General features: G+C 58.6%; 22 protein-coding genes. All 22 read left to right on the forward strand.

Annotation, left to right across the window (positions count from 1 at the left end; genetic code table 11):
- The first annotated feature begins 32 nt into the window (after nucleotides 1-32).
- The 22 genes from AB4Y76_RS19280 (at nucleotide 33) to AB4Y76_RS19385 (ending at nucleotide 18,407) form a co-directional block, all read left to right on the forward strand.
- A complete protein-coding gene (locus tag AB4Y76_RS19280) occupies nucleotides 33-527 on the forward strand; it encodes a hypothetical protein (RefSeq protein WP_441928269.1) in 495 nt (164 codons plus the stop codon).
- 318 nt (nucleotides 528-845) lie between these two features.
- Nucleotides 846-1,139 (forward strand): hypothetical protein, encoded by a 294-nt coding sequence (locus AB4Y76_RS19285; RefSeq protein ID WP_441928271.1) that lies wholly within the window; start codon nucleotides 846-848, stop codon nucleotides 1,137-1,139.
- Between the two features lie 94 nt (nucleotides 1,140-1,233).
- On the forward strand, nucleotides 1,234-1,434 hold the full coding sequence (locus tag AB4Y76_RS19290) for a hypothetical protein (RefSeq protein WP_441928273.1): 201 nt from the start codon (nucleotides 1,234-1,236) through the stop codon (nucleotides 1,432-1,434).
- A 104-nt stretch (nucleotides 1,435-1,538) separates the two neighbouring features.
- A complete protein-coding gene (locus AB4Y76_RS19295) occupies nucleotides 1,539-1,751 on the forward strand; it encodes an HNH endonuclease (protein ID WP_441928330.1) in 213 nt (70 codons plus the stop codon).
- Between the two features lie 144 nt (nucleotides 1,752-1,895).
- Nucleotides 1,896-2,348, forward strand: a complete 453-nt coding sequence (locus AB4Y76_RS19300) for a terminase small subunit (RefSeq protein ID WP_441928275.1) — start codon at nucleotides 1,896-1,898, stop codon at nucleotides 2,346-2,348.
- On the forward strand, nucleotides 2,345-4,015 hold the full coding sequence (locus AB4Y76_RS19305; protein WP_441928276.1) for a terminase large subunit: 1,671 nt from the start codon (nucleotides 2,345-2,347) through the stop codon (nucleotides 4,013-4,015). Before AB4Y76_RS19300 ends, AB4Y76_RS19305 begins: the two co-directional genes overlap by 4 nt.
- Nucleotides 4,016-5,317, forward strand: a complete 1,302-nt coding sequence (locus tag AB4Y76_RS19310; protein WP_441928278.1) for a phage portal protein — start codon at nucleotides 4,016-4,018, stop codon at nucleotides 5,315-5,317.
- Nucleotides 5,286-6,050: a head maturation protease, ClpP-related gene (locus AB4Y76_RS19315; RefSeq protein ID WP_441928280.1), complete on the forward strand. Its 765-nt coding sequence runs from the start codon at nucleotides 5,286-5,288 to the stop codon at nucleotides 6,048-6,050. Before AB4Y76_RS19310 ends, AB4Y76_RS19315 begins: the two co-directional genes overlap by 32 nt.
- 96 nt (nucleotides 6,051-6,146) lie before the next feature.
- Nucleotides 6,147-7,394 (forward strand): phage major capsid protein, encoded by a 1,248-nt coding sequence (locus AB4Y76_RS19320; protein ID WP_441928282.1) that lies wholly within the window; start codon nucleotides 6,147-6,149, stop codon nucleotides 7,392-7,394.
- Nucleotides 7,395-7,452: 58 nt separating this feature from the next.
- Nucleotides 7,453-7,647 (forward strand): hypothetical protein, encoded by a 195-nt coding sequence (locus AB4Y76_RS19325; protein WP_441928284.1) that lies wholly within the window; start codon nucleotides 7,453-7,455, stop codon nucleotides 7,645-7,647.
- A 15-nt stretch (nucleotides 7,648-7,662) separates the two neighbouring features.
- On the forward strand, nucleotides 7,663-8,127 hold the full coding sequence (locus AB4Y76_RS19330; protein ID WP_441928286.1) for a hypothetical protein: 465 nt from the start codon (nucleotides 7,663-7,665) through the stop codon (nucleotides 8,125-8,127).
- Between the two features lie 4 nt (nucleotides 8,128-8,131).
- Nucleotides 8,132-8,581: a hypothetical protein gene (locus tag AB4Y76_RS19335; RefSeq protein ID WP_441928288.1), complete on the forward strand. Its 450-nt coding sequence runs from the start codon at nucleotides 8,132-8,134 to the stop codon at nucleotides 8,579-8,581.
- Entirely contained in the window at nucleotides 8,581-9,057 is a 477-nt protein-coding gene (locus AB4Y76_RS19340; RefSeq protein ID WP_441928290.1) for a hypothetical protein, read from the forward strand. Before AB4Y76_RS19335 ends, AB4Y76_RS19340 begins: the two co-directional genes overlap by 1 nt.
- 2 nt (nucleotides 9,058-9,059) lie before the next feature.
- Nucleotides 9,060-10,349 carry a hypothetical protein gene (locus AB4Y76_RS19345; protein WP_441928292.1) on the forward strand — a complete coding sequence of 430 codons (1,290 nt, stop codon included), beginning with the start codon at nucleotides 9,060-9,062 and terminating at the stop codon, nucleotides 10,347-10,349.
- A complete protein-coding gene (locus tag AB4Y76_RS19350) occupies nucleotides 10,346-10,906 on the forward strand; it encodes a head-tail connector protein (RefSeq protein ID WP_441928294.1) in 561 nt (186 codons plus the stop codon). The genes AB4Y76_RS19345 and AB4Y76_RS19350 overlap by 4 nt, the downstream gene beginning before the upstream one ends.
- Nucleotides 10,903-11,223, forward strand: a complete 321-nt coding sequence (locus AB4Y76_RS19355) for a phage head closure protein (RefSeq protein ID WP_441928295.1) — start codon at nucleotides 10,903-10,905, stop codon at nucleotides 11,221-11,223. The genes AB4Y76_RS19350 and AB4Y76_RS19355 overlap by 4 nt, the downstream gene beginning before the upstream one ends.
- Nucleotides 11,220-11,756, forward strand: coding sequence for an HK97 gp10 family phage protein (locus tag AB4Y76_RS19360; RefSeq protein ID WP_441928297.1), 537 nt, complete (start codon nucleotides 11,220-11,222; stop codon nucleotides 11,754-11,756). The genes AB4Y76_RS19355 and AB4Y76_RS19360 overlap by 4 nt, the downstream gene beginning before the upstream one ends.
- Nucleotides 11,740-12,099 (forward strand): tail completion protein gp17, encoded by a 360-nt coding sequence (gene gp17 / locus AB4Y76_RS19365; protein ID WP_441928299.1) that lies wholly within the window; start codon nucleotides 11,740-11,742, stop codon nucleotides 12,097-12,099. The genes AB4Y76_RS19360 and gp17 overlap by 17 nt, the downstream gene beginning before the upstream one ends.
- Before the next feature lie 98 nt (nucleotides 12,100-12,197).
- Complete coding sequence (locus AB4Y76_RS19370; protein ID WP_441928300.1) at nucleotides 12,198-12,839, forward strand: phage tail tube protein; 642 nt, start codon at nucleotides 12,198-12,200, stop codon at nucleotides 12,837-12,839.
- A gap of 101 nt (nucleotides 12,840-12,940) precedes the next feature.
- Nucleotides 12,941-13,381: a phage tail assembly chaperone gene (locus AB4Y76_RS19375; RefSeq protein WP_441928302.1), complete on the forward strand. Its 441-nt coding sequence runs from the start codon at nucleotides 12,941-12,943 to the stop codon at nucleotides 13,379-13,381.
- A 65-nt stretch (nucleotides 13,382-13,446) separates the two neighbouring features.
- On the forward strand, nucleotides 13,447-13,698 hold the full coding sequence (locus AB4Y76_RS19380; protein ID WP_441928303.1) for a DUF1799 domain-containing protein: 252 nt from the start codon (nucleotides 13,447-13,449) through the stop codon (nucleotides 13,696-13,698).
- Nucleotides 13,699-13,700: 2 nt separating this feature from the next.
- Nucleotides 13,701-18,407, forward strand: coding sequence for a phage tail length tape measure family protein (locus tag AB4Y76_RS19385; protein WP_441928305.1), 4,707 nt, complete (start codon nucleotides 13,701-13,703; stop codon nucleotides 18,405-18,407).
- The last annotated feature ends 1 nt before the right edge of the window (nucleotide 18,408 follow it).

Raw genomic sequence — 18,408 nt, forward strand, 5'->3', positions numbered from 1 at the left:
CATCTCACGAAAACTGCGGCAAAGGGAACCCTATGAAACGAGAAAAACTGACGCTGGCCTGGCGCGGCAACACGGCGCGCGTTCCTGAAGTGGTCTTCGTGGAGGAAGTGCCGGCGGCGGCGCCATCGGTGCGCGTAATCACGCCCACACTGCACGTCGTCCAGCACGCGGCCAACGTCGAGGAAGACCCAGTCGATTTGTGCTTGCAGATGTGGAAGTCATGGATGGCTACTGCGAATGACCGGGACTTGGGCGCGCAGACGATGCGCGGTCTAAGCGGGGAGGGAGACGGCCACGGTGTGGACGTGCATGACGCACAACGCGCCAGTGATATGCGCATGGCCGAGGCGACTGACGCGATGATCAGCAGCCTGTCGCGTATTCACGTTTGGGCCATCTATCGCGCCTGCAGCCTGGCGACGGTTTGGCGCTTCCCGAACGCAAATTGGGAAGATGTTGTGTGTGAGGCCCGCAACGAGCTTGAAAAAAAGTTGCGAAAAAATATTTGCACGGCGGTTTTGTTTTGATACTATTCGGGCACTGGGTGGTTTCGCTCGCCCAGAAAAAAGTAAGACCGCTCACTGTGCACCGATAGTCGCGGGAGCAAACCAAGCCACCATGAGGTGGCTTTTTTATTTTCCGCTGCTGAATCGTGAGGTCGCTATGACCAAGACGACGCATCCACCGAAGCACTTGGTGCGCGAATATTTGGAGCGTCGCACGCACCAGCAAGTTGAGCCGCCGCCGTCGCCTGAAGAGATTCGGCGCGAACTGGGATGGCACTTGCTGCCTGAGCTGCGTCAACCTGACCAGGTTGATCGAGATTGACCCTTCTGGAGATACACATGACCACGACCATGCGCGCGAAGCTGCAAGTAGGCTTTGTACAAGTACACACGCAACGCATCAACGCCGAGGGCAAATACGACCCGAACGCCGAGCCCACCAAGTCCATGGAAACGCTGCAGATGAACGCTGTTTGCGCGAAGTCCTACCCGGCTGATGGTAGCGATGAAGACAACACCTATGCGAAATGGAGCCCTGGCGCAAACCTGAGCATCAACATTGCCAACCCTGAGTTGTGGGATAAGTTCAAGGTTGGCGATAAGTTCTACGTTGACTTCACGCCGGCCGACTAGCTGACCGGTACAACCTGTCTCCTCACTTGGTGAACCGCCAAGTGTTTGCCGCCCTAGCGTTGCGCTTCGGCGGCTTTTCTTTTCGAGGTGTCGAATGACACAGCTCCGCCTTGATCACTATCGCGACATGATTATTCGTGCGGTCAAGGAAGGCGGCGTATCGCTCGATCTGCTGGCGGCGCACATGGACGATGCGGCTCAGGCAAAACAGATTTTGCAGGTCAAAGGGTATGGCAGCGCCTGGTCAAGCATGACCAGACTTGCGGCGCTCGTCCCGAATCGTGAACAGAAGTGAAACTGAAACGCCTCCAGCCGCGAATACAGGCGGTCAGTACCGCCCGCGTGCCCACCTTGCAGACTCAACCTGATCGGGTGGAGCGAAAGCGTGGACGCGCTGGCGTGCGAGAAAGACGTGCGATCAGAGAGCGCGATGCGGATCTCTGCGCTGAATGTATACGAATTGGTCGTCCCGGTCCTGGCTGGTTGGTGGATCACATCAAGCCGCTTTGGGATGGCGGTTCAGACGACGCTAGCAATAAACAGCTGCTGTGCAAAGAGCATCACGACGCCAAGACGGCGCGCGAGGCGGCGCAGCGCAATCGAGGCTACTGAGCCGCAAAAAGGGCACTGACGCAATCCTGGTCAGTCCTGATGGCTTCGCCGAGGCATGGGGGGGGGCAAAAGGCTACGCCGCCCCGGCGGACACCGCACTGTACCCCACGCGCAGATTTTATTCCCCCCTGGAGGGTTTTGTTAATGGCACTGACAGGCAAGAGACGCCGGTTTGCCGACGCCGTGTTGGCCGGCAAATCCCATAAGGAGGCCGCAATCGCCGCTGGGTACAGCGCGAAGACCGCCGGCCCGGCCGGATCGCGCCTGGTAAAGGAACCGCCGGTCGCGGCATACATTGCAGCGTGCCGCGCCGCTACCAAGGAATATCCGGTGCCGGCGCCGCCAAAACCGTTCGATCCGACCAACCCGGTTCTGTTCAGCGATCCAAAAGCATTTTTGACCGCTGCCATGAACGATGGCGAGTTGCCGGAGAAGCTGCGGGTGGAGGCGGCCAAGGCGTTGATGCCGTTCGTGCACCAGCGCAAAGGCGAGGGCGGCAAGAAAGAGGCGAAGAAGGACGCCGCCGCGAATGTGGCGACTGGACGGTTTGGCGCGCCACCACCACCTCCTCGACTGGTGGCGGGCGGTAAAAAATGAGTTTCAGCTGGACGACGTCCTGCCCCGATTGGGAGCGCAGGATTGTCGCACGCGAGACGCTCACGCCTTGCCCGCCGCTGTACCCGGACCAAGCCGCAGCCGCGTGGGCGATATTCGCCGAGCTGCGGATGGTGGACGCGCCGGGTAGCCCGAAGATGGGCGAGGTGGTCGAACTGTGGGTTCGCGAGTTCGTTGAGGCGATCTTTGGCGCGTACGACCCAGATACCGGCCGGCGTCTGATCAAGGAGTTCATGCTCCTGATCAGCAAGAAGAACGGCAAGTCCACCATCGCAGCTGGCATTATGCTGACGGCCCTGCTGATGAACTGGCGCCTGGAGGGTGAATACATCGTCCTGGCGCCAACCAAGGAGGTGGCGGATAACAGCTACAAGCCGATGGCAGCAATGATCCGCGCCGACGAGGAGCTGGAAGTGCTGTTGAAGGTGCAGGACCATATCCGCACCATCACGCACATGACCACGAACGCCACGCTGAAAGTGGTAGCTGCGGACGGCGAGACGGTCTCCGGTAAGAAGGCGATCGGCGTTTTCATCGATGAATTGTGGTTGTTCGGTAAGAATCCGCGCGCAGATGCAATGCTGCTTGAAGCGACAGGTGGCCTGGCGTCGCGCCCCGAGGGCTTCATCATTTACGCGACCACGCAGTCGGACGAGCCGCCCGCCGGCGCGTTTCTGAGTCGCCTGCTGTATGCGCGCGGCGTGCGGGACGGAAAGATCAACGATCCGGCCTTCTATCCGATTCTGTACGAATTCCCGAAGCACATGCTCGATGCTGACGCGCACCGGGACGCGAAGAATGCTTACGTGACGAATCCCAACATGGGCTTGTCGGTCGATGAGGAATTCATCGCACGCGGTTTCAGGCAAGCGCAGGAAAAAGGCGAAGCTGAATTCCGCGGCTTCCTCGCAAAGCACCTTAACGTGGAAATTGGTCTGGCCCTGCTATCAAACCGCTGGGCGGGCGCCGACTTTTGGGAGCAACAGGCCATCCCGGTCTTCACCCTGGAAGAGTTGATCGAACGGTCCGACGTGATCGATGTCGGTATCGACGGTGGCGGTCTGGATGACTTACTGGCGCTGACGGCCATTGGTCGGTGCCGAGAGACACGCCGCTGGCTGACCTGGGCGCGCGCATGGGCGCATCCCTCTGTTCTTGAGCGCCGCAAAGAAGTGGCTTCTCGCCTAATCGATTTCGCCAACGCCGGGCAACTGGTGCTGGTCAAGCGCATTGGCGACGACGTTGACGAGGTGGCCGCCCTCTGCGCTCAGATGGAAGAGTCGGGAAAGCTGGACAAGATTGGCGTGGACCCATCCGGGCTGGGCGGCATCCTCGACGGCTTGATCGAAGCGGGAATACCGGAAGAGAAGATCGTTGGTATCTCCCAGGGCTGGAAGATGACCGGTGCAATCAAAACAGCTGAACGCAAGCTGGCCGAAGGCGTGCTGGTGCATGGCGGCCAAGCACTACTCACCTGGAGCGTGGGGAATGCCCGCATCGAGCCGCGAGGCAATGGCGTGATCATCACCAAGCAGGCCAGCGGCTCGGCAAAGATCGACCCATTGATGGCCCTTTTGAATGCTGTATCGCTGATGGCGCTGAACCCTGAGTCCGAAGCCGCCCCAGAAATTATCGTACTGGACCTGTAAATGACCGCAAAGCTCCTCGACCTGACCGCTGCGCGCCATGAGTCTCGTGTCCTGAATGCATGGGTGGCTGGAGACGAAGGCCGATCCTCCCGCGTCGGCGTGCAGGCGTTTGGTGAAAATTCCACCCAGCAGCTCACGATGAGCGAACTGGCCAACCTGCTTGGCGCCGCGTATCGCTCCACCTCGGGGGCATCGGTGACTGAAGATACCGCAATGCGGGTGTCAACCGTGTACGGGTGTGTATCGCTGATTTCTGGCGCCATATCCTCTCTGCCGCTCGGAGTCTTTCAGAGAAATGGTTTCGAGCGTTCGGCAGTGGAGCACGATTATTGGTGGATGCTGAACGAGTTGGCTACAGATGGCTGGACGGCAGCCGATGCCTGGAGTCAGATGATCAGCTCAAAGCTGCTCACGGGCGATGCCCTGGGAGAGTGGATACGTCCGAGTCCTTACAGCAATCGCGTAATCGGATGGAAGCCATTGCTGCGTCAGGAGTGGCAGTCGTTCCGCAATCCGAACAATCGGTCCCAAGTGCTGTATCAAGTCACCCCGCTGGACGGCACCGGTTCATATGTGTTGGACAGGGCAGATGTAATCCACTTGACCAGTCCGGGCTATGACGGCTTGTGCAGTCCGTCACCGATCACGTATGCAGCAAGAGAAGCGGTGGGCAACGCGCTGTCAGCACAGGAATTCACCGGCAAGTTCTTCGCCGGCGGTGGCGCATTCGACTACGCGCTGAAGACCGCGGCCCGACTGGACAAAGCGCAGCTTGAGCAGCTGAAAGCTTCGCTCCTGGGGCGTGTGCAGAACGGCGGCCGCGGCCCACTGATTCTGACAGGCGGCCTTGAGCCGGCGCAGTTGTCCGTGAACGCCAAGGATGCTGAAGTGCTGGCGACTCGCCTGTTCACGGTGGAAGAAATCTGCGCCATTCTCGGCGTTCCGCCGCACATGATTGGCCACACCAGCAAATCTACCTCGTTCGGCACCGGCATCGAGCAGCAGTCAACCGCCTTTGTCCGCTACACACTGCAGCGGCACATGACACCGATCAAGCAAGAGCTGAACGCGAAGCTATGGCCGGTACGTCAGAAATACTTCGTGGAGCACGTTACCGACGCGCTGATCGCGGCAGACATGAAGGCGCGATACGAATCCTATCGCATTGCTCTCGGTCGCGCAGGCGAGATGCCATTTATGTCGGTGGACGAAGTCCGGGCCAAGGAAAACCTGGCGCCAGACGCCAATTTGCAAATGAATGGAGGCACGAATGCCAAAGCAACTGATCCAACTGCTGGCTAATAACAAAGCCCGTCCCGCCAAGCTGCCGCAGTCGCGGATCGAAGCAAGTGCCGATGGTTCTGATACGACCATCTATTTGTATGACGCCATCGTGGCTGACGACATCACTGCCGAATGGTGGGGCGGCGTGTCGGCGGAAACCCTTGTGCCGCAAATCCGAGGAATCAAGTCCGGAACGGTCCATTTGCGCATTAACTCGCCCGGCGGCGATGTTTTTGCCGCTCAGACGATCGCGCAAGCAATCAAGGACACCGGCGCCAAGGTTATCGCCCATATCGACGGCTATGCGGCGTCGGCCGCAACCGTGATTGCCGTTGCAGCTGACGAGTCGGAGATGGCAGATGGTGCCTTTTTCATGATCCATAACGCCTGGACCTTTGCGATGGGTAATGCCTCGGATATGAAGGCCTGCGCTGAGTTGCTGGACAAGGTCGATGGCGTGCTAGCTGCGCAATACGCGAAGAAATCAGGAATGGCCATCGACGACGTGAAGGCAGCCATGGATGTTGAAACCTGGTACACGGCTGACGAAGCGGTCAAGAACGGTTTGGTGGACAAAGTGGCGGAAGGCTCCAAGGCGAAGAATCAAGGCCAATGGAATCTGGCGGCTTATGCCAAGGCACCCAAAATCGCGCCGGAAGCAAACGACGAAACAAACACCAACCTGGCCACTGAAGAACATCGCGCCCGCCAGCAACAGCGCATTGCGCTGATGGCGCGCGTTACCCCTTAGTTGACGCTCTCGCGCCACTAAACCGACCGCCCTAGAGGCGGTTTTTTTATGCCCCGTAACCGGGCCGCGAGAGCGGACCCTGATAGAAAGGACTTTATGAGCAAGCTTGCCCTACTGCGCGAACAGCGCGATGTTCTGGCCAAACAGATTCACGAACTGAACGCCAAGACGCCAAGCGACAAACGCATGTCGTCGGAGGATGCGGAAAAGATCGACAAGATCCTGGACGAAGTCGCCAAGGTCGATGCAGAGATCGCCCGTGAGCAGAAGGTTACCCAGCTCGCCGGTCAGACTGAAGAAGCAATGCGCAACGACCACACCGTCGATCCATCCAAGCAATCGGATGAATCGAAAGCGCTACGCGCCTTCCTCGCCGGCGGTGTCATGAACATGGGCGAAGCGGATCGCCAGCGCATGCACGCGCGCCAGAACGCCGATATCCGTGCCGCCATGTCCACCACCACCACGACCGAGGGTGGCTACACCACGGCGCTGGAATACCAGCACAAGCTGGAGTCGGCAATGAAGGCGTATGGCGGCATGCGCGGCGTGGCCACCAATATCCGCACCGGCACCGGTATCACCATGAACTTCCCGACGTCCGATGCCACGTCGGAAATCGGTGAAATCGTCGGCCAGAACTCCGCTGTCACCGGCCTGGATACTACGTTTGGTAACATCACCCTGGACGTTTACAAATACTCGTCCAAGAAGATCGCGCTGCCATTCGAACTGGTGCAGGACTCGTTTATCGATATCGAAGCCTATATCCAGTCCGTGTTGGCGATGCGCCTCGGTCGTATCCAGAATACCCATTACACCGTTGGCACCGGTACCGGTCAGCCGCGCGGCCTGGTCACCGCTGCTGGTTCCGGCAAGGTCGGCACTACCGGCCAGACCACCAGTGTGATCTATGACGACCTGGTAGATCTGGAGCACTCCGTAGACCCCGCGTACCGCAATCAGGCGGGCGTCGGCTACATGATGCACGACACCACCGTGAAGGCAATCCGCAAGATCAAAGACGGCCAGAATCGCCCGATCTTCGTGCCTGGTTACGAAGCCAACGCGATGATCAATGGCGGCGCGCCGGATACCCTGATGGGCCGTCCGATCGCCATCAATCAGGACATGCCAGTGATGGCTGCCAATGCCAAATCGATCCTGTTTGGTCAGTTCAACAAATACATCGTCCGTGACGTGATGGATCTGACCATGTTCCGCATGACCGACTCGGCCTTCACCTTGCTGGGGCAGATCGGCTTTGTAGCCTTCATGCGCACTGGCGGCAACCTGATCGACGTGGGCGGCGCGGTGAAGTATTACGCCAATTCGGCCACCTAATCCACCCAAGACGGCCGGCGATTGCTCCGGCCGTTTTCCTCACACATAGGAGCAAAACATGGCAAAACCGAAAAACGCCCAGCCTGGTACCAAGGTGCGCGCCCGCGTGCTGGTCGATGGTGCTTTCGGCAAGGTCAACGACGTGGTCGAAGTCGATGCCGAGCAGCTCGACTCTTTGACCGGCGTGGTTGATGCTGACGAGGCCGCCGTGGCCTATGCCGAATCGCTGGCCAAGCCAGCAGACATCGTTTAACCACAGGAGCTGGCCATGGCCGCAGGCGTTTTCATTATTCCTGACAAAGCTAAACTGAATATCGCCAACGCCACGGCGATCCTGTCCCTGAACACTGCCAACTTCCGCGCCGCTCTGGTTTCCTCGGCGTGGACACCGGCCAACAGTACCGACGAAGTGTGGGCAGATGTCTCCGCCAACGAAATCGCCAATGGCAACGGTTACAGCACTGGCGGCGGCGCGCTGACAGGCGTGACGCTCAACCAGTCGGGCGGAACAGTCAAGTTCACGTGCAGTAATTTCATTTGGACGGCGTCGGGCGGTTCTATTCCCGCCTGGCGCCGGTTGGTGTTGTACTACCTTGGCACCGTGAACGGCAAGGTCAATCCATTGTTGGCGCACGCCCTGGGCGATGCCACGCCAGCCGATGTCCCCGCGACCACTGCAACCAATACCTTGACGTTCGCCCCGAACGCCTCCGGCATCCTGACTCTGGTGTAAGCGAATGAGCCCGGAACAGCTGAACACCCTTCGCACTGAGCTGCACACCGATCCCAATGGCATCGGGTATGCGCAGTGGTTGCCTGCCTCGCCCGGTACCGTTGCTGATCTGCTGAATGCGCAGACGCAAAGCATGGTGAAAGCGCTTCGCACGACTACCGCAAAGGCTTGGGCTGCTACCGGCCCGTATGCGGCAATCGTGGACGCTTCGAACAGCCCCAATCACCCCTGCCGCGCGTCGTGTTTGGTAATCCGAGACGCGTTCATGGCCGGCGACATGATTCACGTCGAACTGCCGGAAATGCAGGAGATGTTTGCAGGCTGGGTAACCGCGAGCCTTATTACGCCGGCCCAGCACGACGACCTGATGGCGCGTGCGACGCAGGCGGCCAGCCGCGCCGAAATGCTTGGTCTTCCGTTTGTAACCATCCCTGATGTTCAGGAGGGACAATAATGGCAATTCAATACGGAGCAGCAACCGCGCTGACCATGACTGCCGGTTCCCTCGGCGTGGGCGCTAGCCGATCGTCAGCTGCGGTTTCGACCGACACAACGAAAAATGTCGTCGGCATCATGCTTGAGGTGTCGATTCTGACCACCGCCACCGCGCCTTCGGGGAACAAGCAGGTCGTGGTGTACGGCTATAAATCGACTGACGGAACAAATTTCAGTGGTGCTTCGGGCACGGCTGACGATGTGGACGGCACCGACAAGGCGCTCACAGCGTTGGGTTCGCCTTCGAATCTCGTCCAACTCGGCACGATTCAACTTAATCAGGGTGCCAATTCGCGTACTATTCGTGGCGAGCTCGAGCTTTCTGGCCCGTTTGGTTGCGTGCCGCCCAAATGGGGCGTCGTTCTGTTCAATGACGCTGGCACCGCATTGGGCGCCACCGTCACAGCGCAGTATCGCGAAATTTATTACACCTGATCGTGACAGATCTTCTGTTGAAGCGGCGGGCCTGGCGCCAGCCGCAAGGTGCATTGCAGGTCGATTGGGGAAATCCCATTGCGCAAGGGCTGTGTCTTGTTGCGCTCAACGGACAGAACCTATCGGCCCTTGGTGTTATCGGTGGCAAACAGGTTACCTTTCCGTATGCATCGGGCAGCAGTCAGGTCGTTAATAGTCAGGGTGTTGCCAGCCAAGCCACCAACTATCTTTACGACACTGGCGCCACCGGGATTGTCGGCAACAATTATTCGCTGCTTGTAGTAGGTAATTGCACCAGCACATCGGCAATTCAGAACGCGGTCGATGATGACGTCGATACAGGCTCGCCACGCTGTTTCCAGTTCCGTGTCAATGCCGGCAAGGCCGAACTGATTACGTTCGATACAAGCTCCAACCCGTATTTCGCTACTGCACCAGCGATGTCTGCGACAAAGCTGGCGAGTGGTTTTGTGATCGGGGCAGCGGTAGCTGGTAACAGTATCGCTGTTTATCAGGGCGGGACGAAGACCGCCAATACGGCGGCCGGTACTCAGAGGGTGCCGTCGGGCAGCTTCCGTCTCGGAGGACACAAAGGGTCGGGCGGCTCCTCGTGGGGAACTGGCGGACTTAACCTTGTTCTTGGCTGGAATCGCACGCTGTCCGACACGGAAATGCAGTCGCTCGCCGACAATCCTTGGCAGCTATTCCGTCTTCAGTCCATGCGCTTGCAACTGTCCGCGGCTGGCACGAACACAAATATCTCACCTGGTGTCGCTGTGCTGGCCTTGACGGGCTACGCGCCAAGTCTTACTCAAACGGATAACAGGGTAGTGACTCCCGCGCCGGCAGGCCTAACCCTTACGGGTTATGCACCGTCGTTCGGACAGACAAGTAATCAAATCGTTGCACCGGGCGCGGCTGCGTTGAATATTGTTGGCTTCGCGCCGAGCATCACGCAAAGCGGCGGTGTCACGATTACACCTGGCACAGCGACGTTATCGATTGCTGGGTACGCCCCCACCTTTGCCCAACCGAAGACGATTTCGCCCGGCGCGGCCAGCCTGACCCTGTCCGGCTTCGCACCATCGATCACGCAAACTGCGGCGCAGTATGTTTCGCCCGGCGCTGCTGTGCTGATGTTGACCGGCTACGCTCCGACGATTACGCAAAGTTCGCAATACGCCCGCGCGCCAGCAGGTGCTGGCTATTCGCCTGGCCGCGACGAGGCCACCAGCCGACCAGAGGCATCAGGTGGCGGACGGCAAGCCGCAACACAAAGGAATCAACGATGACGGTACGGCTGATCACACCTCCTGCAGCGCTGGCCCTGAGCCTCGCTGACGCGAAGGACGCTCTGAAGATCGACACGGATGATCAAGATCCAATGGTTGCGGCATGGGTGGCGGGTATCGTCGCGCATGCCGAGCACTATACGGGACGGGCATTCATTAACCAGGCCTGGCGTGTCACCCTCGACAGCTTCCCTGATGCGATCGAGCTTCCTCATCCCCCCATCGCTACTGTCACGCAGCTTCGGTTTATGCCTACTTCGGGCACCATGCAGACGCTCGATCCAGCTGACTATGTGCTGGACGCTTCCAGCGAACCGGGTTATGTCGTGCCTGCGCGCGGCAAGGCTTGGCCTGCTACGTATGCCGAAATCAACACTGTATCCGTGGACTACACCTGCGGGTATGGCGCCGATGATACGGCGGTTCCGGCCGGGATCAAGTTGTACCTGATTGCCAAGTTGCGCGAGCAGTATGACCCTGCGATTCGCGCGGAGCAGGTAACGATACAAGGCTGTTACATCGACCGTCTTTTGGACAGATATGTGGTGTACGCATGAACTTGCCGATGCAGTTGCGCCATAAAGTGCAGATCCAGGAGCGCTCCGCCAGTACAGACGATTTTGGGCAGCCGCTGGAAAGCTGGAACACCATCGCCAGTCCATGGGCTGATATCCGGAACTTGAACGGTCTGGAGACGGTCAAGGGTGGCGCCGACACATCCGTGGTACGGGCCTCGATCCGCATCCGGTACCGGACGGGCTTGTCCGCTGCGATGCGTGTAGTGCACGGAGCAACGACGTACCAGATCAACGCGGTGCTTCCTGAGGAGCAGGGCAGGGTCTTTCTGGATTTAGCGTGCGAGGTGATCGAGTGAGCTTCCTCAAGGTTGATCTTGGCGGCCTTCGTAGCATGCTGGATGAAATGGGCGATGCATCAATAGCGGCAGCCCGCCCGGTAGCTCAGGCTGTCGCCCAAGTCTTATACGACGAGGTAAAGCGCAACGTCCAGTCTATCGGCCGCAAGACAGGCAACTTGGATAATGCTATTTATCAGGCGTTCTCCCAAGCCAACAGTGGTCCTGGCCATGCGACATATCACGTCAGCTGGAATCCTCGTAAGGCACCCCACGGTTATTTGATCGAATTCGGGTACATCCAGCGATACAAGGCCTACATCGGCAAAGACGGAAGGTGGCATACAGCCATTCGGCGATCGATGCGAGGTCAACGGAAACCATCGCGAAGAGCATCGCAAGAAGTCAAGGACGCGTACTACGTCCCGCTCGCGACGCCCAGGCAGGTACCAGCCAGATCATTTTTGCGCGCGGCTCAATCGAAATTCCCCGCTGCCATGGCGGTAGCGGAGGCGAAGCTCTTGGAGATCATCAATCGTGGCACTCGAAGCTAAGCTCACGGCAATTCTTAAGGGGATCTGCCCGCGCACTTTCCCCAACTTTGCTGACGCCGGAACTGCGCGACCGTATGTGACGTACCAGCAGATCGGCGGCGACGTTATCGTCCTGCTTGGACGCGCGGTCCCTAATGTTGAGAACGCCGAAATCCAGATCAATGTCTGGTCGAACACTTGCGCGGAAGCGAAGGCGACAATTCAGCAAATTGAATCTGCTCTGATCCTGGCCTCCGAATTCACGGCCAAGCCGCGCGCAGCACCAGCTTCGGACTTCGATAGCAATATCCCGATCTATTGCAGCAGGCAAGACTTCACGATTTGGTGCGACAAGAGCACCTGATTTACCCGGTTCGCCGAGCGAACCAATCTTTCTGCCCGTAACAGGGCGTCACCAGCCGCCATGTGCGGCTTTTTTTTCGTCCATAGAAAGGGCCACCCATGGCGTACTACTTCGCGGAGGGCAGTCAACAGCAGTTCTCCAATACCTTTGCTTCGGCAAAAACCATCACCGCGCTGACCAATGCAAATCCAGCCGTGGCGACCAGCAACGCGCACGGTTACACAACCGGCGACGAGATTCTGCTGACGTCCGGCTGGGAAGATGCAACCAACACGGTATGGACGGTGACCGTCATTGACGCAAACTCGTTCAGCATCAACGGCCTGGATGCTTCCAACACCAGCTTCTTCCCGTCGGGGAGTGGCACGGGTAGCGCCCAGAAAATCACCGGCTGGACGACGATCCCGCAGGTGCTGACTATTGGTGGATCTGGCGGTGACCCACGCTTCACCGACGTGGCGCCGCTCGCCAAGCGCAACGCTATCAAGATCCCAACCGGATTCAATGCGACCAGTCTCACGCTGTCGCTGGCACACGATGCTCAGAACGCCAACTACAAGTCGATGGTCGGCATCAGTCGCACACTGTCCACGGTTGCATTCAAACAGATCATCTCCGGCGGCGCCGTTCAGTATGGCTACGGCTATATGAGCGTTTCCGAGCAACCGAAGCTGAATAACAACCAGGTCAACACCGTTGACGCGGCCTTCTCCTTCCTGGGCCGCACGATCTCCTACTAAACCGGCGCAAGCCACTACCAGAGCACCGGCCGGCTGCTGTCGCCTTCGCGGGCGCGGCGGCTGGCACGGGCATTTATATCCTCCCGCGAAAGGAACACATCATGGCAAAAGTCATCCTTGGCAAACCACCCAAAGCAATCTCCAAAGAGCTGACATTCCCAATGCTCGACGGCACCACGGGCAGCATTAAGGTCACGTATAAATACCGGACCCGCACCGAGTTTGGTACCTTCGTTGACAGCATGATCGACGTCATCAAACAGGAAAGCGAAGCGGCCATTGCGGCCGCACGCGAAAAGGCGAAGGACAAGGCGGACGACGCCGTGCAGTCGATCGACCTGGGCGTGTCGGAAACCGAAATCAACGCCAAGAAGGCGCAACGCCAAGCTGACTTCATCATGGGCTGCGTAGAAGAGTGGAATCTCGACATCCCGTTTGACCTCGAAGCCGTGGAGCAGCTGGTCGATGAACTGCCGCTCGCAGCCACCACCATTATCGCGGCATACCGCGAGGCGATGACCGAAGGCCGTTTGGGAAACTAAAGCAGGCGGCGGCGACGTTCTACGAACCGGCCAAGCCGAAGGAAGCTAACCCATTCCTCGCGGCCATGGCCGCCGCCCAGGCCGACGCAAGCGGGTTCGAGGTGTGGCCAGAAAACTGGCCAGTCTTTCACCTGTTTTGCCAGCTTCAGACCCAATGGCGAGCCGGATCGAGTGGGTTACTGGGGCTCGACTACAACGTCCTCTATCACAAGTTAGATCGCATGGATCTTCCTCTTACTGAGTACGAACAGTGGGAGGCGGATGTATGTGCCATGGAATTCGCCGCACTTGAAGCGATGCAGGAACAAAGGGAGTAGGCATGAACGAAGAACGGCGCGTCCAACTCGTTGCTGAACTTGATACGACGCGCACGCGCGAAGGCTTTCAGGAAATCGGCCAGCAAGCCAGCACCATGGCCAACGCCGTTTCTTCGGCGGGTGAACGTGCACAGCGCGCGGTCAGCTCTATCGGCAGTGGCGCTGACCAGTCTGCGGAGAAGGTGGAAGCCGCTCAGCGCAACCTGATTGGCTCGATTCAGCGCACGACGGCCGCAATGCAGGCCGGCAGCCGGACCAGTGCCGAATACTATGAAACGCTCGCTCGCCAACGCGGCGTTGATCCTGCGGCCCTGACGCCGTACCTGAATCAGCTGCGCGCGATCGAATCCCAGACGCGTAGCGTTGGTGTATCTGCAGCCCAGACTGCAGCAGCATTACGCGGCGTGCCGGCGCAGTTCACCGACATCATCACATCCTTGCAAGGCGGTCAGAACCCGCTTACCGTCATTCTCCAGCAGGGCGGCCAGCTGCGCGATATGTTCGGCTCCGCCGGTGCGGCCGCGCGCGCTCTCGGCGGCTACGTTGTCGGACTAATCAATCCGTTCACGCTCGCTGCAGCGGCAGCTGCTGCTCTGGCGGTCGCATATCACGAGGGTAGCAAAGAGGCGGATGCTTATGCCAAAGCGCTGATTTTGACCGGAAACGCGGCGGGATCTACCGCAGATCAGTTGTCGGAGATGTCCCGACAGATTCGCGCATCGGGTGTGTCCACGCGCGGCGCTGCGGCTGAAGCACTGGCGGCTCTGGCTGGCACCGGAAAGGTCGGCTCCGATAATCTTCAAAACTTCGCCACCGTAGCCGTCAAGGTGCAAAAATCAATCGGCCAGAGCGTACAGGACACCGCAAAGGACTTCGCGGAGCTGAATAATTCGCCCCTTCGCGCTACAGAAAAACTCAACGAGCAACTGAATTACTTGACGGAGTCCACGTATAAGCAGATCAAGACCCTTCAGGACCTCGGCAAGCAGGATGAAGCTGGAGAAGTGGCTCAGAAAGCCTATGCAGACGCGCTTGCCAGCCGCGCCGACAGGATCAAAGCGAGCCTAGGGACGTTAGAAAAATCCTGGGCCGGGGTTAAAGACTGGGCGAAGTCCGCATGGGATGCCATGCTGGATGTCGGTCGCGAAGACACGATGCAGGAAAAGCTGGACAAGGTGCAAGCGCGTATTGCTGCGCGCACGCCTAAGGCGACGCAAAAGTCGCTATTTGGTGGCGGTACAGGCTTTGATTCCAGCGCTTCGAACCTGTCAGCCTCGCAGGGGTTGGACGATCTACGCACGGATGCATCTGACCTTTCCAAGCGCATTGCGTCGCAACAGATCCTGGCGATGATCGAGGCCAACGAAGTGAAGTCGCAACAGGCCAAGACGGAATGGGACAAGGTTGTCGAGGGTAATCTAACTCGGCGAACCCTGATGGAGAGGGAACTTGAGGCCATCGAGAACAAAGGGATAGCTGCGGGTAAAGAAAAAGCAGAAATTCTCACAGAACAAAACAAGGCTCGCCAAAAATATTCCGACATCTTCAATGATGGCATTAATAGCCAGATTGAAGCGATCAAGCGCCGAGGTGCTGTTGAGGACGAGGTGGCAAAGCGCTCGCTGGATGCTCTCAATACCTATAAGACCGCTGGCATCACGAATGAGCGCGAATACATCCAAGCCACGGAGGAATTGGATCAAGCCGCTTTCGCCAGGGAGAAAGCTCGCCTGCAAGAAGAGCTGAAACTAACGGCAGGCAAGCAGAACAGTCAGAAGGACCAGGCTGCACTTCGCGGGCAAATTGCAGCTTTGGACGAGAAATCACTGAGCCGCCGCCTACAGTATGAGAACGAGCTATTTGCCCTGGAAGTGAAGGAAACACGCCAGGCGGCAAATAACTACGCCGATCTGATTGCTAAGCGGGACGATTACAACGAAAGCCTACTTAAGCAGATTCGTGGTCAGCAGGACTCGAATGCTCAGATTGGCATGTCGAGCCAGCAAATAGCCGATCTGAACGTTGCTTTGGCGGAGGAGGCTGCGCGCCGCGAGGACGTGCAAGCGGCAATTCTGGACACCACCGCTGGTCGCGAACAGGAGGCAGATAAGCTTCGCCTGACGGCCTCTCGCATCCGGGAGCTTGCAAAGGCCCAACGCGATGGCCTGCTGAAGCAGGAAGATTTCGATCGCCAAAAAACGTTCTGGACCTCTGTTGATGACGCTGCACGCCAGGCGTTCCTATCAATCGGCGAAGGCGGCAAGTCGGTCGCCCAGCGGCTGCGCGACAGCTTCAAGAGCATTTTCTTCGACTGGCTGTATCAGATGACGGTCAAGAAGTGGATCATTAATATCGGCACGAGCCTGGGCGTTCCCGCTGGCGTCTTCGGCAGTACCGCAAATGCAGCCAACGTCATCCCTGGAGCCGATGGCGGCAGTGCGCTTGGCCAGATCGGCTCGATTGCTAGTATCGCCAACAGCGCGAAGAACCTGTACAGCCTGATCACTGCTGGCGTGGGAACTACGATCGGCGGCGGCATCGCATCGATTGGTTCTACGTTGGGCATTCAGTCGTTGCAAGGCTTTGGTATGGGGCTGTCCGGCGGAGGCGGTATCGCCGCACAAGGATCGGCTCTGCTGCCTGGCTTCAGCTCCGGCGCCGCAATCGCTCCCTATCTCGGCCCTGCGCTGGGCATTGCAGGTGGCGTCGGTATCGGTCAGTTGATTTCCGGCCGCTATTCGGCGATTGGCAATAACAGCCTTACCGCAACCGCCATCGGTACTGCAATCGGCACGTTCCTGCTGCCCGGCCTTGGGAGCATTGTTGGCGGCGCTATTGGCGGCCTGGTGAACCGTGCATTTGGTCGCGGCCCGAAAGAGACGACCGCCAGCGGCGTTACTGGCACCTTCAGCGGCGATACTTTCACCGGCCAGCAGTTCGCAGACTGGATTCAAAAGGGCGGCTGGTTCCGTTCGGACAAGACCGGTACCGACGTTTCTAGCCTGACTGCGGACCAGCAAACGGCCTTCGATACCGCCTTCAAGGCTATCAAGGATTCCACCAAGTCCTACGCTGAAGCTTTGGGTGTGTCCACCGACGTCATCACTGGCTACAGCAAGCAGATCAAGCTGACCCTGACGCAGGACCAGGCTGAAAATGAAAAGCTGATCGCAGACATGTTCGCTGGCATTGGCAACGAGTTGGCGAATGCGCTCGTTCCAAACCTGTCAGAGTTTAGTCAGGCTGGAGAAGCAGCTAGCGTAACGTTACAGCGCGTTACTGGCGATTTTGTGGCGGTCGGCGCATCCCTGGCCGCGATTGGTGTGGACGCGGACAAGGCCTTCGGCGCCGTCGGTGTCGCATCTCTATCCGCTCGCGAAAAGCTGATTGCTTTGGCGGGCGGGATTGACAGTCTGGTCAACCAGACTGCGTACTTTGCTCAGAATTTCCTTACCGACGCTCAGCGGATTGCGCCCGTACAGAAGCAAGTGACGGACGCGCTCGCGGCACTGGGCTACTCCAGTCTGACGACGGTGGACCAGTTCCGCGACGCGGTGCTGGACCTGACGAGTTCCGGCGCACTGGCGACCGAAGCGGGCCAGAAGGCTTATGAGGGGCTACTCGCTATTGCGCCGCAGTTTAAGCAGGTGGCGGACTACCTGGATCAGGTCAAGAAATCTGCGGACGACTTGGCTGCGCAGCAGGCACAGCAGGCTGTGCAATTGGCCCAGCAGTTGGCCGATGCGTTCAGCGCTGCGAAATCGGTGGCTCAGAATGCATTCAGCGCCCTCAGTAGTGCGGTGGATCGAGAACGAGCAGCGATCGCCAGCCGCTATAGCGGAATAGTTGGATCGTTGTCCACTGCTATAGACGGATTGGGGCAGTCGATATCGCGCACCAAGGACATTATTGCTCTCACCAAGGATGCTATCCAGACCTTTGCACTGCCAGGTCAAGAAACACAAGTTGGGACTGATGCCCGCCGGCGCCTTGCGGACATCGCCCATGGCTCCTCCCTTCCCGATATCGATGTTATCCGGCAGGCGATTGCGGGTGCCACGCAGGTTAATCCGGAGGACTTCGCCAGTCAGTTTGATCTGGTCAAGGCGACGTCGCAAACCCGCAATGATCTGCTGGCTATTCAAGACTCTGCAGGCCGTCAACTCACTGGTGAAGAGCATTCGCTCGCGGTGGTGCAGCAATGGAAATCTGAGTACGAGACACAGCAGACGGCGGAGCTGGATGCGCTGAACAGCCAGCTGGAGCGAGCGCAGGCGCAGATTGACGCGATTAACGGCGTGAACACTTCGGTGCTCACTGTACGCGACGCACTCACGGCCTTTGCGTCATCCATCAGTAACGCCGTTTCAGCACAGTCAGCGGTTGGTGGTGGCGGTGCGGCCTCCGGGATCGCAAGTACGAGCACAACTCCAGCAAAAGCAGCGAATCCAGATAGTTTCGTCACATCGTTCTGGGAGAACACTGCGCTTGATTTCGCTCGCAACGGCGCCATTGGAGGAGCGATTGTCAGTGCGCCGTCGCGGGCGGTTAGTCCTGAAGTGTCGAACACGATGCAGGGTGTAGAGAAGCGCCTCGATTCGTTGGAACAAGCTCTGACCAGCGGAATGATGAATATTGCCGCGCATACGAAGAGCACGGCCGATACGCTCGACCAGTTCAACCTGCAAGGCTTGCCTGCCGAGCGATAAG

This window comes from Marmoricola sp. RAF53, assembly GCF_052114005.1.
Taxonomy (GTDB): domain Bacteria; phylum Actinomycetota; class Actinomycetes; order Propionibacteriales; family Nocardioidaceae; genus Marmoricola.

Coding starts and splice junctions, on each gene's coding strand:
- AB4Y76_RS19335 (WP_441928288.1), top strand. CDS start 8,132: ATGAGCCCGGAACAGCTGAACACCCTTCGCACTGAGCTGCACACCGAT.
- AB4Y76_RS19370 (WP_441928300.1), top strand. CDS start 12,198: ATGGCGTACTACTTCGCGGAGGGCAGTCAACAGCAGTTCTCCAATACC.
- AB4Y76_RS19305 (WP_441928276.1), top strand. CDS start 2,345: ATGAGTTTCAGCTGGACGACGTCCTGCCCCGATTGGGAGCGCAGGATT.
- AB4Y76_RS19355 (WP_441928295.1), top strand. CDS start 10,903: ATGAACTTGCCGATGCAGTTGCGCCATAAAGTGCAGATCCAGGAGCGC.
- AB4Y76_RS19385 (WP_441928305.1), top strand. CDS start 13,701: ATGAACGAAGAACGGCGCGTCCAACTCGTTGCTGAACTTGATACGACG.
- AB4Y76_RS19330 (WP_441928286.1), top strand. CDS start 7,663: ATGGCCGCAGGCGTTTTCATTATTCCTGACAAAGCTAAACTGAATATC.
- AB4Y76_RS19340 (WP_441928290.1), top strand. CDS start 8,581: ATGGCAATTCAATACGGAGCAGCAACCGCGCTGACCATGACTGCCGGT.
- AB4Y76_RS19280 (WP_441928269.1), top strand. CDS start 33: ATGAAACGAGAAAAACTGACGCTGGCCTGGCGCGGCAACACGGCGCGC.
- AB4Y76_RS19380 (WP_441928303.1), top strand. CDS start 13,447: ATGGCCGCCGCCCAGGCCGACGCAAGCGGGTTCGAGGTGTGGCCAGAA.
- AB4Y76_RS19315 (WP_441928280.1), top strand. CDS start 5,286: ATGCCAAAGCAACTGATCCAACTGCTGGCTAATAACAAAGCCCGTCCC.
- AB4Y76_RS19325 (WP_441928284.1), top strand. CDS start 7,453: ATGGCAAAACCGAAAAACGCCCAGCCTGGTACCAAGGTGCGCGCCCGC.
- AB4Y76_RS19300 (WP_441928275.1), top strand. CDS start 1,896: ATGGCACTGACAGGCAAGAGACGCCGGTTTGCCGACGCCGTGTTGGCC.
- AB4Y76_RS19320 (WP_441928282.1), top strand. CDS start 6,147: ATGAGCAAGCTTGCCCTACTGCGCGAACAGCGCGATGTTCTGGCCAAA.
- AB4Y76_RS19375 (WP_441928302.1), top strand. CDS start 12,941: ATGGCAAAAGTCATCCTTGGCAAACCACCCAAAGCAATCTCCAAAGAG.
- AB4Y76_RS19285 (WP_441928271.1), top strand. CDS start 846: ATGACCACGACCATGCGCGCGAAGCTGCAAGTAGGCTTTGTACAAGTA.
- AB4Y76_RS19310 (WP_441928278.1), top strand. CDS start 4,016: ATGACCGCAAAGCTCCTCGACCTGACCGCTGCGCGCCATGAGTCTCGT.
- AB4Y76_RS19290 (WP_441928273.1), top strand. CDS start 1,234: ATGACACAGCTCCGCCTTGATCACTATCGCGACATGATTATTCGTGCG.
- AB4Y76_RS19350 (WP_441928294.1), top strand. CDS start 10,346: ATGACGGTACGGCTGATCACACCTCCTGCAGCGCTGGCCCTGAGCCTC.